Genomic DNA, 15,764 nt, shown 5'->3' with positions numbered 1-15,764 from the left:
TTATTTTATGTCTTTTAAGCAAAAAACTTTAGGTTCTCTATTTTTTAGAAACTGACTCATCTACCCAAGCAGTCTTTGTAGAGTCCAAACGCATAAAGAAGCAGCTATGCTCACCAGTATGGCAAGCAATGCCATCTTTTTGCTCCACCAAAAGCAAAATCGTATCGCCATCACAATCCAAGCGAATTTCTTTTACTTTCTGGGTGTGCCCAGATTCTTCACCTTTGTGCCACAGTTTTTGTCTGGAACGAGTCCAATAGACTGCTTCACCTAAACGTAAGGTTTCCAATAATGCGTCGCGATTCATCCAGGCCATCATCAAGATATCCTTGCTGCCAACTTCTTGGGCGATTACTGGAACCAATCCTTGGTCATTCCAAGTCACCGCTTCTAATAAGGCCTGGTCTTGTGAGTTTTTATTCGTATCTGACATTTATCCAATTTTGACAGAATTGTTAGGGGCCAAGTAAATAAGCGATTGCGCACGATTGAGGTAATGACCCAACCCACATCATGGACACTATCCTAATTTGTGTGTATGGTGTGTATAGAATTTATAATTCAAGGATGAATAGCAAAGAACTAATCAAGGCATTAGAAAAAGATGGCTGGGTTTTGCGGGGCTCAAAAGGCTCTCATCATGTTTTAACCATCCGCGTAAAGCTGGGCACATTACGGTTCCTCACCCCAAAAAAGATCTAGGAATTGGATTGGTTCAAAAGCTACTGAAACAAGCAGGAATTAAAAAGAAGGATGAATGATGAAATATCCAATTGCTATTGAACCGGGTGGAGATAAGTTAGCTTGGGGTGTGATTGTTCCCGATATGCAAGGCTGCTTTTCTGCCGCTGACAGTGGAATTGATGAGGCTATTGAGAATGCCAAAGAAGCGATTGAGCTTTGGATTGAGGCTGCATTAGACGCGGGCGAAGATATCCCAAGGCCCAGCTCTATTACCGATCTTCAAAAGAAGAAAGAGTTCAAAGGATATATCTGGGCAATTGCTGAGATTGACCCGGCATTACTATCGGACGACATCGAAAGAGTAAATATCTCTTTACCAAAAAGAGTGCTGGCAAGATTGGATGCTAAGGCCAAATCCGCTGGTGAAAACCGTTCAGCATTTATCGCGCATATGGCGATTAGCGCTTAAGAACAACAACTAAATCCGAACAGGAATTCCTTGGGCAGCCATATATTCTTTTGCCTGCCCAACGGTGTATTCACCATAATGAAAAATGCTAGCTGCCAATACTGCATCTGCATGGCCCTTAGTAATCCCATCCACTAAATGCTGCAAATTACCAACGCCGCCAGAGGCAATCACGGGAACAGAAACCGCGTCGCTTACTGCAGCAGTTAAAGCTAAATCAAAGCCATCCTTGCTGCCATCGCGGTTCATGCTAGTCAAAAGAATCTCACCTGCACCACGTTTAGCCACTTCAGTAGCCCATTTGACTACATCCATTCCAGTCGCAGTTCTACCGCCATGGGTAAACACTTCCCAATTACCCGCTTCAGTTTGCTTGGCATCAATCGCCACCACAATGCATTGAGAGCCGTAATAGGAAGCAGCATCAGACACTAAATCAGGATTGGCAACCGCAGAAGAATTCATACTCACTTTATCGGCGCCAGCATTGAGCAAGCGCCGCACATCAGCAACCGCGCGAACACCGCCACCAACAGTCAAGGGAATAAAAACCTGTGATGCCACATCTTCAATGATGTGCAAGATTAAATCGCGACCATCAGATGTTGCAGTAATGTCTAAGAATGTCAGCTCGTCGGCACCTTGGGTGTCATAACGTTTAGCGATTTCTACGGGATCACCTGCATCACGCAAGCCTACAAAGTTAACACCCTTAACAACGCGCCCTGCAGTGACATCCAAACAAGGAATAATTCGCTTCGTTAACACTAGATGATTTTCTTTGCGTACTTGATGGTTAACTCATCAGCATATTTTTGAGCGGCTGCAAGATCAAGGTCGCCAGCGTAGATTGAGCGTCCCGCAATCACTCCCATGACACCCTCTTCTTCAGCTTTACAAAGCGCTTCAATATCTTGATTACTAGAGAGTCCACCACTGGCAATTACCGGAATACGAATGGCTTGAGCCAGCTTGATCGTGGCTTCGATGTTGACGCCCTTAAGCATGCCATCCCGACCAATGTCGGTATAGATAATGGCCTCTACGCCCCAATCTTCAAACTTCTTAGCGAGGTCAATGACTTCATGACCGGTAATCTTGCTCCAACCATCAGTAGCCACCTTGCCATCGCGTGCATCAAGACCAACCATCACATGACCAGGAAATGCTGTGCAAGCATCTTGTACAAAGCCGGGATTCTTCACAGCTGCCGTACCAATAATGACAGTGCTAATACCGTCATCCAATAAGCGCTCAATGGTTTCAAGATCACGAATACCGCCACCGAGTTGCACGGGGATTTCGTTGCCAACCGCTTTGAGGATCGACTTAATCGCAGACTCATTTTTGAGCTTGCCAGCAAATGCGCCGTTGAGATCTACTAAATGTAAGCGTCGAGCACCTTTGCTAATCCAATGCGCCGCCATTGCGCCAGGGTCTTCTGAGAATACCGTAGCTTTATCCATATCACCTTGTTCGAGTCGAACACAGTGGCCGTCTTTAAGATCAATTGCGGGAATCAGCAGCATAGCGAATGGTTAGGAATATTAAGGTTGCCAAGAAACAAAATTTTTATAAAGCTTTAAACCGCATTCTGCACTTTTTTCTGGATGAAATTGAGTTGCAAAAATATTATCTCGCGCCACCGCAGAAGTAAACCAATCACCATATTCAGTGGAACCGACTGTATCTTCATTGCGCTGCGGCACAACATAGTAGCTGTGTACAAAATAGAAGCTCGTTAGATCAGGTATGCCATCCCAAAGGGGGTGCTTTCGATCTTGGCGGACTTGGTTCCAGCCCATATGAGGGACTTTATAAGAGGATCCATCTGGCTGCTTTTTACCAGCCAGCTCAAAACGACGCACTTCCCCAGGAATCAAACCCAAACAAGGTGTCCATTGCTCGGCAGCGCGTACCTCTGCACTTCTATCAAAGAGCATTTGCTCGCCTACGCAGACCCCTAAAAGTGGCTTACTTTTGGAAGCCTCCAGTAAGGCATCTAACAATCCGGATTCTTCCAAATGCTTCATGCAATCTGGCATAGCGCCTTGACCAGGCAAAACGACGCGATCTGCAGAATGAATCTCTTCCGGCTGATGAGCAATCAATACATTGTCATCGGGTGCAACATGATGAAATGCTTGATATACGGAACGGAGATTGCCCATTCCGTAGTCGACGATCGCAATGGTTTGCGCCAAAATTTACCTGTTGTCTTCTGTTGTCTTCTGAGCAACCGTGGGGAGTCTAGATTACAGACTTCCTTTAGTTGAAGGGATGGCGCCTGAAGCGCGTGGATCAAGCTCTAAGGCCATACGCAAAGCGCGCCCAAATGCCTTGAACACAGTTTCAATCTGATGATGCGCATTAATACCGCGCAAATTATCGATGTGCAAAGTGACTCCAGCATGGTTCACAAAACCACGGAAGAACTCAATGCTGAGATCCACATCAAAGTCGCCTACGCGTGCGCGGGTAAATGGAACATTAAATTCCAAACCTGGGCGACCAGAGAAATCAATCACTACGCGAGAAAGAGTCTCATCAAGAGGCACATAAGAGTGACCGTAACGAGTAATACCCGCTTTATCGCCCACCGCTTTGGCAAAGGCCTGACCTAGAGTGATTCCCACATCTTCAACGGTGTGGTGGTCATCAATATGGGTATCGCCATTAGCAACCACCTTGAGGTCAATCATGCCGTGACGGGCAATCTGATCAAGCATGTGGTCTAGAAAAGGGACTCCGGAGGCTAGCTCAGCCTTACCGGTTCCATCTAAATTGATGGAAATCTGAATTTTGGTTTCCGAAGTGTTTCGGGTGACGTCGGCTTGCCGCATGCTTCATTGCGCCGCGAGGCGAAGTGTTGATTGAAGCCTCATAATATCATTCCTAGAAGAGATTTAAATAGCGATATCGCTGCACTTTTATCCCGATTTTTGACCTGAGAACCCTCATGAGCCGTTTTTGGAGCCCCGTTGTTCAAACCCTAACCCCCTATGTTCCAGGGGAGCAACCGCAAATGCAGCGGCTGGTAAAACTCAATACCAATGAGAGCCCCTATGGCCCATCGCCAAAAGCGCTAGCTGCTATTGAAGGTCAAAATACTGCAGATTTACGCCTTTATCCCGATCCGGAAGGCGCAGCCCTAAAACAAGCCATCGCAAAATTACATGGCTTAGACGCGAATCAAGTCTTTGTCGGCAATGGCTCCGATGAAGTGTTGGCTCATGTCTTTGCTGGTTTACTCAAGCAAAGTAAGCCAGTGCATTTTCCAGACATTACCTACAGCTTCTATCCCGTCTACTGCAAACTTTTTGGAATTGAGTCCCACATAGTTCCTTTGGACGAAAATTTTGAGATAAAAACTGCTGACTACCAATATCCTAACGGCGGAATTATTTTCCCCAATCCCAATGCTCCAACTGGTAGATCGATTCCCCGCTCAGAAATTGAAGCGCTAGTCTTGCGCAACAAAGATTCAGTAGTTGTCATTGATGAGGCTTATGTCGATTACGGAACTGAATCTTGCATCCCACTATTGCGTGGTGCCAACTGTCCAGAAAATTTGTTAGTAGTGCACACGCTCTCTAAATCCCGTGCTCTAGCTGGTCTACGCGTCGGCTTTGCGGTTGGTCATCCAACCTTGATTGAGGGCTTGGAACGAGTCAAGAACAGTTTTAACTCCTACCCCTTGGGACGCCTTGCTCAAGCTGGTGCAATTGCAGCCATTGAGGATCAAGCGCATCTGGAAGCAACCTCAGCTAAGGTGATTCAAACCCGCACAAAGTTGATTGAGCAACTCGATGCATTGGGATTTGCAACTCTACCCTCAACCGCAAACTTTATTTTCACTCGCCATCCGAAGCATGCTGGAGCTAAGTTATATCAAGCCTTGCGGGATCGCGGGATCATCGTGCGTCATTTCAAATCACCACGCATAGAAGAGTTCTTGCGCATTACGATTGGCACAGATGAACAAAGCAGCGAACTCGTCGCGGCTTTAAAAGAAATCCTGAATTAATTTTTTTTAAGAAGCAAGCGCAGGTAGATTGCGCTCTTACCTCTTCAAGCGCATCTCAGCTGCACGTGCATGAGCTTGTAAGCCCTCACCGTGAGCTAGCGTGCTCGCTACTGCACCCAAGGTTTGAGCACCAGCCTCACTCACCTCAATCATGCTTGAGCGCTTGATGAAGTCATACACACCCAATGGTGACGAGAATCGCGCAGTACGCGCTGTCGGTAAAACGTGATTGGGACCGGCGCAATAATCACCCAATGATTCACTGGTGTAGTTACCCATAAAGATGGCGCCCGCATGACGAATTTGGTCAGCCCACTTACGTGGATCAGCAGCACAAATCTCCAAGTGCTCAGCAGCAATCGCATTAGCAATCTCACAGGCCTCAGACATATCTTTTACCTGAATCAACAAAGCGCGATTTGTGAGCGAAGTTTCAATCACCTTTGCTCTTGGCATTTCTGGGAGGAGCTTATTGATGCTTGCTTGCACTTGTTCAATATATGCGGCGTCCGGACACAGCAAGATCGATTGCGCCTGCTCATCATGTTCCGCCTGAGAGAACAGATCCATTGCAACCCAATCCGGATTACTTGAACCATCACAAAGCACCAAAATTTCAGATGGGCCAGCAATCATATCGATGCCCACAATGCCAAATACTCTGCGCTTGGCTGCAGCCACATAGGCATTACCAGGCCCAACAATCTTGTCAACCGATGGAATCGTTTTGGTACCGTAAGCCAAGGCGCCGACTGCCTGAGCGCCACCGATCGTAAAGACGCGATCTACACCAGCAAGATACGCTGCCGCCAAAACTAAAGGATTGCGCGCGCCATCAGGAGTGGGCACCACCATGATCACCTCGGCAACGCCCGCCACCTTTGCAGGAATGGCATTCATCAGCACGGATGATGGATAAGCTGCTTTTCCGCCCGGCACATAAATGCCAACACGATCCAGTGGAGTGACTTTTTGACCAAGACGTGTTCCATCCTTCTCTTCGTACTCCCAAGAGTGGCAACCTGCTTCAATCTTTTGCTTCTCGTGATAAGCGCGTACTCTTTGCGCAGCAATATCGAGGGCATTTTTTTGCTCAGCAGATAAAGATTGATAAGCCTGCTCTAAATCTTTGCGAGGAATCTCTAAATCAGAAACGCTAGCCACATTCAAGCGATCAAACTGCTTTGTAAACCCCAGAACCGCTTCATCACCCTTGTCTTTAACTGCTGCCAAAATCTTCACTACTGCAGCATCTATCGCCTCATCATCAGCAGTCGGCAAAGACAAACTCGACAACAGAATTTCTCTGAAACCAGTATCCCTGCTGTTAAGGCGCTTAACGTTAATTTGTGAAGACATTGATTGGACTTTTTCTCTAGCTGCCATTACTTCAGCAACTCAAAAATAGGCTGTAACTGAGCACGCTTACGCTTGTAGGAAGCTTGATTGACGACCAGACGCGCACTGATATCAGCGATCGGCTCAACTTCCACTAAGCCGTTTGCTTTGAGCGTATTGCCAGTAGACACCAAATCCACAATCGCATCTGCCAGGCCGACCAAGGGAGCGAGCTCCATCGAACCGTACAGTTGAATCGTGTCGATATGCACACCTTTATTGGCAAAGTGTTCACGCGCGCAATTAACGTACTTTGTTGCAACTTTTAAACGGGAGCCTTGTTTTACTGCAGCCGCGTAGTCAAATCCTTCGCGGACCGCCACAGACATACGGCACTTGGCAATATCCAAATCGTAAGGTACGTACAAACCATCGCTACCTTTTTCCATCAACACATCCAACCCAGCAACCCCAAAATCAGCGCCGCCAAATTGCACATAAGTAGGCACATCTGAGGCACGAACAATAATCAGGCGAACATCTGGATTAGAGGTCTCAATAATGAGTTTTCGTGACTTCTCGGGATCTTCCAGCGGCACAATACCGACCTTAGATAAGATCTCTGCGGTTTCTTCGAAGATGCGCCCTTTGGAAAGGGCTAAAGTCAATTTCATGGACTAATTATCCATCAGCCTTACTTCACGCGCTCAATATTGGCGCCCAAGAGGGTTAACTTCTGCTCCATGCGGTCATAGCCACGATCTAAGTGGTAAATCCGGTCGACCTGGGTTTCACCTTGGGCAGCCAATCCAGCAATCACCAAACTAGCTGAGGCTCGCAAATCGGTGGCCATCACAATCGCACCAGAGAGCTTTTCTACTCCCTGAGCAATCGCCGTATTACCTTCAATGGCAATATCTGCCCCCAGACGATTGAGCTCTTGTACGTGCATAAAGCGGTTTTCAAAAATTGTTTCTGTAATCGTTGAATTACCCAATGCGATTGCATTAACTGTCATCAGCTGTGCCTGCATATCTGTTGGGAAAGCGGGGTACTCAGAGGTGCGGAAGTTGACTGCTTTAGGACGACCCTGCATCGAAGCCTTAATCCAGTCTGGGCCAATCTCCATCTGCAGACCCGCTTCTTTCAACTTCACAATTACGGCATCTAAAGTATCGGGACGGCAATGCTTAACGGTGATCTCACCACCAGTAGCGGCAACCGCACACAAGAATGTGCCCGCCTCAATGCGATCCGGGATAACCGAATGCTCAGCACCGTGAAGTTTTTCTACCCCCTCAATTACTAGCCGATCACTACCAATGCCTGAAATCTTCGCACCCATCTTGACCAACAATTCAGCCAAGTCACCAACCTCAGGCTCGCGTGCAGCATTTTCTAAAATGGTTGTGCCAGATGCCAAAGTGGCAGCCATCAATAAATTCTCAGTACCGGTTACGGTAATCATGTCGGTCAAGATGGAGGCGCCCTTTAGGCGATCTGACTGTGGCTTAGTTTCAGCTTGAATATAGCCGCTCTTAATCTTGATGCTGGCGCCCATCGCCTTCAAACCTTTGATGTGCTGATCCACTGGTCGTGCACCAATAGCGCAACCACCAGGCAATGAAACCTTGGCGCTATGCATTCTGGCCAACAGTGGACCAAGCACCAAGATGGAAGCGCGCATGGTCTTCACCATCTCATAAGTAGCTTCTGAACTTTTAATAACCGCTGCGTTCAACACCATATGACTGTGATCGTCAGGGCTCGGGAAATCAACTGTTACGCCAATTTCTTGCAAAAGCTTGAGCATGGTACGCACGTCTTGTAAATCAGGCACATTGCGCAATACAACTGGTTGATCAGTCAAAAGACAAGCACACAGAATTGGCAATGCGGCATTTTTAGCGCCAGCAATGACTACCTCTCCATTAAGAGGAGCGCCGCCAACCATTCGTAATTTATCCATGAAACGATTCCAGTAAAAACTTATTTATTAATTTGTAATGAGTAATGATGTAATTTTTATGCTGCTGAATTTTGTGCAAATTCTTCAGGTGTAAATGCCTTAATTGATAAGGCGTGGACTTCTGCTTTCATACGATCGCCCATTACACCATATACCAATTGGTGGCGCTGCACCAAACGCTTGCCTTCAAACTCAGGGCTCACGATGGTTGCAAAAAAGTGCTGGCCATCGCCCTCAACTTGAATGTGGGTGCAGGTTATCCCTTGCTTGATGTAGTCTTCAATTTGTTCTGGGGTGGGTAGCATTTCTTTTCCTAATCAAACTCGGGTTTTCAACAATTAATAACGGAGCTTATAGCCCTTTTGCAACAGGCGTAAAGCAATGACTGACACCACTACAAAAAAGCAGAACACAATCACTAAGCTGCTCCAAGGGGAGTTATCTGAAACTCCAAAAAAGCCGTAACGGAAGCCATCAATCATGTAAAAAAACGGATTGAAATGTGACACTACTTGCCACGCTGGCGGTAAAGAGTGGATGGAGTAAAAAACGCCTGACAACATTGTTGCAGGCATGATGATGAAGTTCTGAAAAGCAGCTAACTGGTCATATTTATCAGCCCAAATACCTGCTATCAAACCAAGACTTCCCAAAATTGCTGCACCCAAGAAAGCAAACGTCAAAATCCACAATGGATACTCCAAGGTAGGCGTTGCGAACCAGATAGTAATTAACAGTACACCAAGCCCCACAACAATTCCCCGAAATACTGCGGCCAAAATATAAGCAGAGTAAAACTCAAAATGACTTAGTGGGGCCAACAAAACAAATACTAAGTTGCCAGTGACCTTAGATTGAATCAAAGAAGATGAGGTATTTGCAAAAGCATTTTGCAAGACACTCATCATCACCAGACCAGGAATTAAAAAGGCTGTATAACTTAAACGTCCGTAGACCTCTCTGCCCTCAAGAACATGGCCAAAAATCATGAGATAGAGCACTGCCGTAAGCACCGGCGCAGCGACCGTCTGGAAAGCCACTTTATAAAAGCGCTTCACTTCCTTAAACAATAGGGTAGGAAAACCGCTGCCGTACTCTAAGGCAGGTCGATTGAGGCCATGTTTCATTGCGCACTCCCCGACATGATGTTGACGAAGACTTCTTCTAAGTCCGTTTTACCTTCACCATCTTTTTTGACAGATCCGTAACGACTTAATAAATTAGCAGTGGTATCTAGAGCCACAATCCTGCCTTGTTTAAGCATTGCAATGCGTTGACACAAAGCTTCCGCCTCTTCCAGATAATGGGTAGTCAGAACAATCGTATGGCCATCTTGATTCAATCGACTAATAAATTGCCACAAGGATTGACGTAACTCAACATCCACGCCAGCAGTCGGTTCGTCCAAAATAATGACCGGCGGTCTATGAACTAAAGCCTGAGCAACAAGCACTCGACGCTTCATCCCACCAGACAAGGAACGCATATTGCTATCTGCTTTGGAGGTGAGATCAAGATTAGCCATAATCTCATCAATCCACGCATCGTTATTTTTAATCCCAAAATAACCAGATTGAAAACGCAAAGTTTCACGAACGGTAAAGAAGGGATCAAAGACCAGCTCTTGAGGAACCACTCCCAGCATCCGGCGTGCCTCACGAAACCCCTTCTGAACATCAGCGCCCATAATGGCTGCATGACCATGAGTGGGCCTAACCAGCCCAGCCAAGATAGAAATCAAAGTAGTTTTGCCGGCACCATTTGGACCTAACAAACCGAAAAATTCTCCTGGCTCAATGGTCAATGAAACATCATCTAAGGCCTGCAGTGCTCCATATTGCTTGGATATATTTTGAATAGATATTGCAGAATGCATCGCCATTACAAGCCTAGCAATGTAGCAACACCGTAAACACCGGCCAACACCTTCAGCTTAGCCGGTGCGCCATCTATCGAAATAGATTGGCCCTCAGCTACTAGTTTTTTCTGCCACGCCAACAAAACAGTTAATACTGTCGAATCAAAGTCTTTTAATTCAGAGCAATCAATCGAGTGCAAACTTGGGCTATTTAATAAGCCCTCTTTTTGCAGCTGCAAAGCATTTTCTTGCGTCACTTTTTTAGGCAAAAGAAAGGGCATGATGTCTGTACTTAACGATTAATTGGCTGGCTTAGCAGTAGCTAATTGTTTATTGCGGTCTTGCAAAAACTTCACCAGGCCTTCAACACCGTTTTGACTAATTTGGTTAGAGAACTGATTGCGATAAGCCTCAATCAACCAAACGCCCATGATGTTCATGTCATAGACCTTCCAACCATTAGCTGTTTTCTCAAGGCGGTAATCTAAAGGCACTGGATCACCACGACCAAGCACTACGGTTTTAACAACCACTTCTCTATCATCAGGCGCGGCACGTAAAGCCTTAAATTGCACAGTTTGATCACGTAGCTGACTCAAAGCACCAGAGTATGTGCGAATGAGCAGATTCTTAAACTCGGAAGTCAGTTGAGCCTGTTGCTCCGGCGTTGCCTTTTTCCAGTTAGGGCCCATCGCCATCTCTGTAGTGCGACGCATATCGGTATACGGAACAATCTTCTTCTCAACTAAATCAACAATCTTAGGGATATTGCCTTTTTGAATGTCCGGATCAGCCTTGACAGTTGCCATCACCTCAGTAACCACCATCTTTATCAAGACATCCGGGGGCGTTGATTGATCAGGGGTTTGTGCAAAAACAGTACCGGCTGCAAGCATCAAGCCTGTAAAAATGAAACTGGAGATTGTTTTAAAGCTTTTCATATTTCCACCCACTGTCTATATCTAAATGAAGACTGATTTTAGTCGTTTCATACTGCATTACTAAATTACTTACTGGTATGGATTCTCATAAACCGGCATCTGAGGCTCTTCATCATCTCGGCCCTCATTAATTTGATAAGCGCGCCTCTGAATATACGCATCACGCATAAAGCTGTACTTATCAATTGCAGCGCCATCCAATAAATCTCCGGCCTCGTAATAGGTATTACGTGCGTTCACTACACGCAAACCAGTAATACTGTTTCGCAGACCAATGTCCTTCACGAAGCTAAATAAATAGTCTGACTCCAAGTCAGCCACCGTACCAAAGGTATCGCGCACATTACTTGGACCAAAGAAAGGTAAGACCACATAAGGTCCAGAGGGCACACCCCAAACACCCAATGTTTGACCCCAATCTTCCTTATGCTTTTCCAGTCCACCGGGAGTTGCAAGATCGATAAGCCCACCGAGTCCCATAGTGGTATTGACTACCACCCGCATGAAGTCATTAAAGGCATAGTCTGGCTTACCTTGTAACAAGTTAAATAGGGCAGTGTAGATGTCGTTATAGTTACTAAAGAAGTTATAAACTCCATCGCGCACGAATTCAGGCAATACAAATCGATAACCCGCAACCACTGGCTTTAACAAATAAGCATCTAGACCTTCGTTAAATTCAAATACTGAACGGTTAAATGGCTCCCAAGGATCCTGGGGAGAGCGCTCTACGCCAGCAGGAATGGATGCGCAGCCAACCATGGTTGCGATCAAACTAAACAAGATTACTGTCTTGATTTTGCGCAACACAAACAACATCATTTTGCTGCGCCCTTTTCTTGACCGCTATCTGCTGCTTTGTTGTAAAGGAACTGGCTAATCAAATTTTCCAAAACAATGGCTGATTGTGTCTGCGCAATCTTTTCGCCATTGGTCAACATATCATCTGAGCCGCCTGCCTCAAGACCAATGTATTGCTCACCCAATAAGCCGGATGTCAAAATCTTTGCGGAAGAATCCTTCGGAAACTTATAGGAGTCTTCAATAGTCATCACCACAGTTGCTTGATAAGTTTTGTCATCGAAGGAAATATTGGCAATTCTGCCAACCACTACACCGGCACTTTTCACTGGTGCGCGAGGCTTGAGGCCGCCGATATTGTCAAAGCGTGCGGAAATTTTGTATGTTGGCGCGAATGACACCGCATTCATATTGCCAACCTTCAGCGCGAGAAATAGAGCCGCCAGTAAACCAATAGCAACAAAGATTCCTACCCAGACATCAATTGCACTTTTTCTCATAAGAGCCCCAGTTTATTCTTTCTAATTTGAGAACATCATTGCGGTTAGCAAGAAATCTAATGCTAAAACCGATAAAGATGAGATCACTACTGTACGAGTTGTGGCTTGCGAAACGCCTTCAGGTGTAGGCTTGGATTCATAGCCCTGGTAAAGGGCAATAAAAGTAACTGCTACACCAAACACCATGCTTTTAATTAAGCCGTTACCAATATCCGAAAACAGATCAACTCCGCCCTGCATCTGCGACCAGAAGGCTCCGGAGTCGACTCCAATCAAAGGCACACCAACAAGGTAGCCCCCAAGAATACCGACCGCTGTAAAAATAGTTGCCAAGATTGGCATGGAAATAATGCCGGCCCAAAGTCGTGGCGCAATCACACGGCCCAAGGGATCAACTGCCATCATTTCCATAGCAGTTAATTGTTCGCCAGCCTTCATCAGGCCAATCTCCGCAGTTAAGGAAGTGCCAGCTCTACCGGCAAACAATAAAGCGGTAATCACGGGGCCCAACTCACGAGTTAACGAGAGGGCAACCAATAGGCCAAGCGCTTGTTCTGAGCCATAACGATTTAAGGTGTAGTAACCCTGCAAACCCAAAACGAAGCCAACAAATAATCCTGAGACTGCAATGATCACAAAAGAATGATTGCCCACAAACAGAATTTGATCAATCACCAAACGCGGTCTTTTGAGCAAGAATCCTGAGCGCACGATCACTGCCGCAAACATGCGAGCAGCCAAACCAAGGCTGCTTAAATTGCGACGCACAAAGAATCCAAGATCGCCTAATAAATTCAGAAGCATGGTCATGAGATGCTCACTCCAAAATCTTCTTCTAAACTTTTTCCTGGGTAATGAAAGGGTACAGGGCCATCTGGCGCTGCATCTAAAAATTGTCTGACAAAAGGATCTGTTGAGCGACTCAATTCCTCAGGAGTTCCTTCTGCACCAATGCGGCCATTCGCTATGAAATACACATAATCAGCAATGGCAAAAGTTTCTTCAACATCGTGCGTAACCAATAAACTCGTGGCTCCCAGGGCGTTATTCAGATCGCGAATTAGGCGCGCTGTAATACCAAGAGAAATAGGGTCCAGGCCAGCAAATGGCTCGTCATACATGATGAGCGGTGGATCTAAAGCAATTGCTCTAGCGAGGGCAACCCGCCTTGCCATACCACCAGAAATTTGTGAAGGCATTAAGTCTCTCGCACCGCGCAAACCTACTGCATTCAACTTCATGAGCACTAAGGAGTGCAAGAGTTCTTCACTGAGATCTGTATGTTCGCGAAGTGGAAAAGCAACGTTTTCAAAAACACTCAGGTCGGTAAATAAAGCGCCAAACTGAAAAAGCATTCCCATGCGACGACGGGCAGCCATCAACTTGGCACCATTCATCTTGCCAATGTCTTGACCTTCAAATAGAACCTGACCTGATTGAGCATTAAATTGCCCACCGATCAAACGAAGGATTGTGGTCTTGCCACATCCGGAGCCGCCCATCACAGCCACTACCTGGCCGCGTCGAAACTCCATGTTGAGTCCAGACAGAATCTGCCGCTCACCTGGAGCATAGGAAAAGTTGACGTCTTTAATAGAGACGACAACTTCATCTGCAGCTTGCTTACTTACATCCAATGAGTTTGGCTGGCTACTGTTCATATCCCCGATATTATCGGGGTAAAACAGATGACCCCATTAAATACTGGTCTACTGCTTGGGCGCATTGACGACCCTCACGAATTGCCCAAACCACCAAAGATTGTCCCCGACGCATATCGCCAGCAGCAAATACCTTAGGAACGTTCGTTTGGTAGGCATTTTGACCATCTACAGTTGCTTTTGCATTACCGCGAGCATCTTTCTCAACGCCAAACGCGTTCAATACCTGCTGAACTGGGGATACAAAACCCATAGCCAAAAGTACTAAATCTGCCTTAATTTCGAATTCTGAGTTTGGCACTTCTGCCATCTTGCCGTCTTTCCACTCCAGACGAACACCAATCAGCTTCTCAACTTTGCCGTTTTTGCCTTCAAAACGCTTAGTACCAACAGACCAGTCGCGATCACAACCCTCTTCATGAGAGGAAGAAGTGCGTAATTTCGTTGGCCAATATGGCCACACCAAAGGCGTGTTCTCGACCTCTGGAGGTTGGGGGAGTAATTCAAACTGAGTAACCTTTGTTGCGCCATGACGATTTGATGTTCCAACGCAATCTGAACCTGTATCACCACCGCCAATAACAACTACATTCTTATCTGTTGCGCGAATTTCATTTTTGAAATCACCAGCATTTTCCTTGTTTTGTGGAATCAAGAATTCCAATGCATAGTGCACGCCAGCCAACTCACGACCTGGAACTGGCAAATCACGTGGCTGCTCTGCACCACCGGTGATCACTACCGCATCAAAGTCTTTCATCAACTGCTCAGGAGAAACTGTCTTATTAGAGTAGTTTTTTACTTCGGCACCAATCGCCTCTTTACCAACGAAAACACCGGTCTCAAATTTAACGCCTTCAGCCTGCATCTGCTCTACGCGGCGATCAATCAACCATTTTTCCATCTTGAAATCAGGAATTCCGTAACGCAGTAAGCCGCCAACACGATCATTCTTTTCAAATACAGTTACATCATGACCAACGCGAGCCAATTGTTGTGCAGCCGCCATACCCGCTGGGCCGCCACCAACTACTGCGATTTTTTTACCAGTCTTTGTTTTAGATGGTTGCGGTTTAACCCAACCATTTTCCCAGCCTTTATCAATAATGGCGTGCTCAATAGATTTGATACCAACCGCAGTGCTATTGATTCCTAAAGTACAAGCAGCCTCGCAAGGTGCAGGGCAAATGCGACCTGTGAATTCTGGGAAGTTATTGGTTGATTGCAAAACATCTAATGCGTTCTTCCAATCATTATGAAATACCAAGTCATTGAAGTCAGGAATAATGTTGTTGACTGGGCAGCCGTTATTACAGAACGGAATACCGCAATCCATACAACGCGCACCCTGAACCTTAGCTTCTTCATCAGTTAAAGCAGCAACAAACTCTTTGTAATGATGGAGGCGTTTAACCGGCGCTTCGTACGTCTCACCGACACGCTCAAACTCCATAAATCCAGTGACCTTACCCATATCGAATCCTTAGTATCTTTTCTTAATGTCTTTATTAATTAA

19 protein-coding genes and 2 pseudogenes are annotated in these 15,764 nt (G+C 46.1%); 3 read left to right on the top strand and 18 right to left on the bottom strand.

Going from position 1 to position 15,764, the window contains the following annotated elements; translation table 11 throughout:
• Positions 1-37: 37 nt before the first annotated feature.
• Entirely contained in the window at positions 38-433 is a 396-nt protein-coding gene (hisI, locus tag ICN39_RS00790; protein WP_216232239.1) for a phosphoribosyl-AMP cyclohydrolase, read from the bottom strand.
• Positions 434-567: 134 nt separating this feature from the next.
• On the opposite strand from hisI, the pseudogene ICN39_RS00785 reads away from it, so the two are divergent.
• Both ICN39_RS00785 and ICN39_RS00780 read left to right on the top strand, forming a co-directional pair.
• Positions 568-761, top strand: a pseudogene (locus ICN39_RS00785) (type II toxin-antitoxin system HicA family toxin).
• Entirely contained in the window at positions 761-1,153 is a 393-nt protein-coding gene (locus tag ICN39_RS00780; RefSeq protein WP_216232404.1) for a type II toxin-antitoxin system HicB family antitoxin, read from the top strand. The pseudogene ICN39_RS00785 and the gene ICN39_RS00780 overlap by 1 nt, the downstream one beginning before the upstream one ends.
• A gap of 9 nt (positions 1,154-1,162) precedes the next feature.
• Here ICN39_RS00780 and hisF read toward each other — a convergent pair whose 3' ends face one another.
• From hisF to hisB, 4 genes are read right to left on the bottom strand one after another with little or no spacing between them, the layout of a single operon-like run.
• The gene (gene hisF / locus ICN39_RS00775; protein WP_216232238.1) at positions 1,163-1,921 is read right to left on the bottom strand and encodes an imidazole glycerol phosphate synthase subunit HisF; all 759 of its coding nucleotides are present in this window, start codon (positions 1,919-1,921) and stop codon (positions 1,163-1,165) included.
• Complete coding sequence (gene hisA / locus ICN39_RS00770; protein ID WP_216232237.1) at positions 1,921-2,682, bottom strand: 1-(5-phosphoribosyl)-5-[(5-phosphoribosylamino)methylideneamino]imidazole-4-carboxamide isomerase; 762 nt, start codon at positions 2,680-2,682, stop codon at positions 1,921-1,923. The genes hisF and hisA overlap by 1 nt, the downstream gene beginning before the upstream one ends.
• 18 nt (positions 2,683-2,700) lie before the next feature.
• Positions 2,701-3,357, bottom strand: coding sequence for an imidazole glycerol phosphate synthase subunit HisH (hisH, locus tag ICN39_RS00765; protein WP_216232236.1), 657 nt, complete (start codon positions 3,355-3,357; stop codon positions 2,701-2,703).
• Positions 3,358-3,408: 51 nt separating this feature from the next.
• Complete coding sequence (gene hisB / locus ICN39_RS00760) at positions 3,409-3,996, bottom strand: imidazoleglycerol-phosphate dehydratase HisB (RefSeq protein ID WP_072582099.1); 588 nt, start codon at positions 3,994-3,996, stop codon at positions 3,409-3,411.
• A gap of 116 nt (positions 3,997-4,112) precedes the next feature.
• On the opposite strand from hisB, the gene hisC reads away from it, so the two are divergent.
• Positions 4,113-5,180 (top strand): histidinol-phosphate transaminase, encoded by a 1,068-nt coding sequence (gene hisC / locus ICN39_RS00755; RefSeq protein ID WP_216232235.1) that lies wholly within the window; start codon positions 4,113-4,115, stop codon positions 5,178-5,180.
• A 36-nt stretch (positions 5,181-5,216) separates the two neighbouring features.
• On the opposite strand, the gene hisD is transcribed toward hisC, so the two are convergent.
• The 13 genes and pseudogenes from hisD to ICN39_RS00690 form a co-directional block, all read right to left on the bottom strand.
• Complete coding sequence (gene hisD, locus ICN39_RS00750) at positions 5,217-6,539, bottom strand: histidinol dehydrogenase (protein ID WP_216232234.1); 1,323 nt, start codon at positions 6,537-6,539, stop codon at positions 5,217-5,219.
• A 26-nt stretch (positions 6,540-6,565) separates the two neighbouring features.
• The gene (gene hisG, locus ICN39_RS00745; RefSeq protein ID WP_072582096.1) at positions 6,566-7,192 is read right to left on the bottom strand and encodes an ATP phosphoribosyltransferase; all 627 of its coding nucleotides are present in this window, start codon (positions 7,190-7,192) and stop codon (positions 6,566-6,568) included.
• A gap of 20 nt (positions 7,193-7,212) precedes the next feature.
• The gene (murA, locus tag ICN39_RS00740) at positions 7,213-8,487 is read right to left on the bottom strand and encodes a UDP-N-acetylglucosamine 1-carboxyvinyltransferase (protein WP_216232233.1); all 1,275 of its coding nucleotides are present in this window, start codon (positions 8,485-8,487) and stop codon (positions 7,213-7,215) included.
• Positions 8,488-8,543: 56 nt separating this feature from the next.
• Positions 8,544-8,792, bottom strand: coding sequence for a BolA family protein (locus ICN39_RS00735; RefSeq protein ID WP_216232232.1), 249 nt, complete (start codon positions 8,790-8,792; stop codon positions 8,544-8,546).
• Between the two features lie 33 nt (positions 8,793-8,825).
• The gene (locus ICN39_RS00730) at positions 8,826-9,614 is read right to left on the bottom strand and encodes an ABC transporter permease (protein WP_215321299.1); all 789 of its coding nucleotides are present in this window, start codon (positions 9,612-9,614) and stop codon (positions 8,826-8,828) included.
• Between the two features lie 65 nt (positions 9,615-9,679).
• Positions 9,680-10,363, bottom strand: a pseudogene (locus ICN39_RS00725) (ABC transporter ATP-binding protein); the annotation flags it as partial.
• Positions 10,364-10,368: 5 nt separating this feature from the next.
• Positions 10,369-10,626, bottom strand: coding sequence for a lipid asymmetry maintenance protein MlaB (locus ICN39_RS00720; RefSeq protein WP_216232231.1), 258 nt, complete (start codon positions 10,624-10,626; stop codon positions 10,369-10,371).
• Positions 10,627-10,644: 18 nt separating this feature from the next.
• Positions 10,645-11,286 (bottom strand): phospholipid-binding protein MlaC, encoded by a 642-nt coding sequence (locus tag ICN39_RS00715; RefSeq protein ID WP_216232230.1) that lies wholly within the window; start codon positions 11,284-11,286, stop codon positions 10,645-10,647.
• 69 nt (positions 11,287-11,355) lie between these two features.
• Positions 11,356-12,108 carry a VacJ family lipoprotein gene (locus ICN39_RS00710; RefSeq protein ID WP_255532231.1) on the bottom strand — a complete coding sequence of 251 codons (753 nt, stop codon included), beginning with the start codon at positions 12,106-12,108 and terminating at the stop codon, positions 11,356-11,358.
• Positions 12,105-12,587 (bottom strand): outer membrane lipid asymmetry maintenance protein MlaD, encoded by a 483-nt coding sequence (mlaD, locus tag ICN39_RS00705; RefSeq protein WP_215321296.1) that lies wholly within the window; start codon positions 12,585-12,587, stop codon positions 12,105-12,107. The genes ICN39_RS00710 and mlaD overlap by 4 nt, the downstream gene beginning before the upstream one ends.
• Positions 12,588-12,608: 21 nt before the next feature.
• A complete protein-coding gene (gene mlaE, locus ICN39_RS00700; RefSeq protein ID WP_216232401.1) occupies positions 12,609-13,391 on the bottom strand; it encodes a lipid asymmetry maintenance ABC transporter permease subunit MlaE in 783 nt (260 codons plus the stop codon).
• A 2-nt stretch (positions 13,392-13,393) separates the two neighbouring features.
• Positions 13,394-14,248, bottom strand: coding sequence for an ABC transporter ATP-binding protein (locus tag ICN39_RS00695; protein ID WP_216232229.1), 855 nt, complete (start codon positions 14,246-14,248; stop codon positions 13,394-13,396).
• Between the two features lie 10 nt (positions 14,249-14,258).
• Positions 14,259-15,722 carry a glutamate synthase subunit beta gene (locus tag ICN39_RS00690; protein ID WP_216232228.1) on the bottom strand — a complete coding sequence of 488 codons (1,464 nt, stop codon included), beginning with the start codon at positions 15,720-15,722 and terminating at the stop codon, positions 14,259-14,261.
• Positions 15,723-15,764 lie beyond the last annotated feature (42 nt).

This window comes from Polynucleobacter sp. AP-Reno-20A-A9, from assembly GCF_018882085.1.
GTDB lineage: Bacteria > Pseudomonadota > Gammaproteobacteria > Burkholderiales > Burkholderiaceae > Polynucleobacter.
The sequence above is the reverse complement of the archived record's forward strand: the minus strand, read 5'-3'. Positions and strand labels throughout refer to the sequence as shown.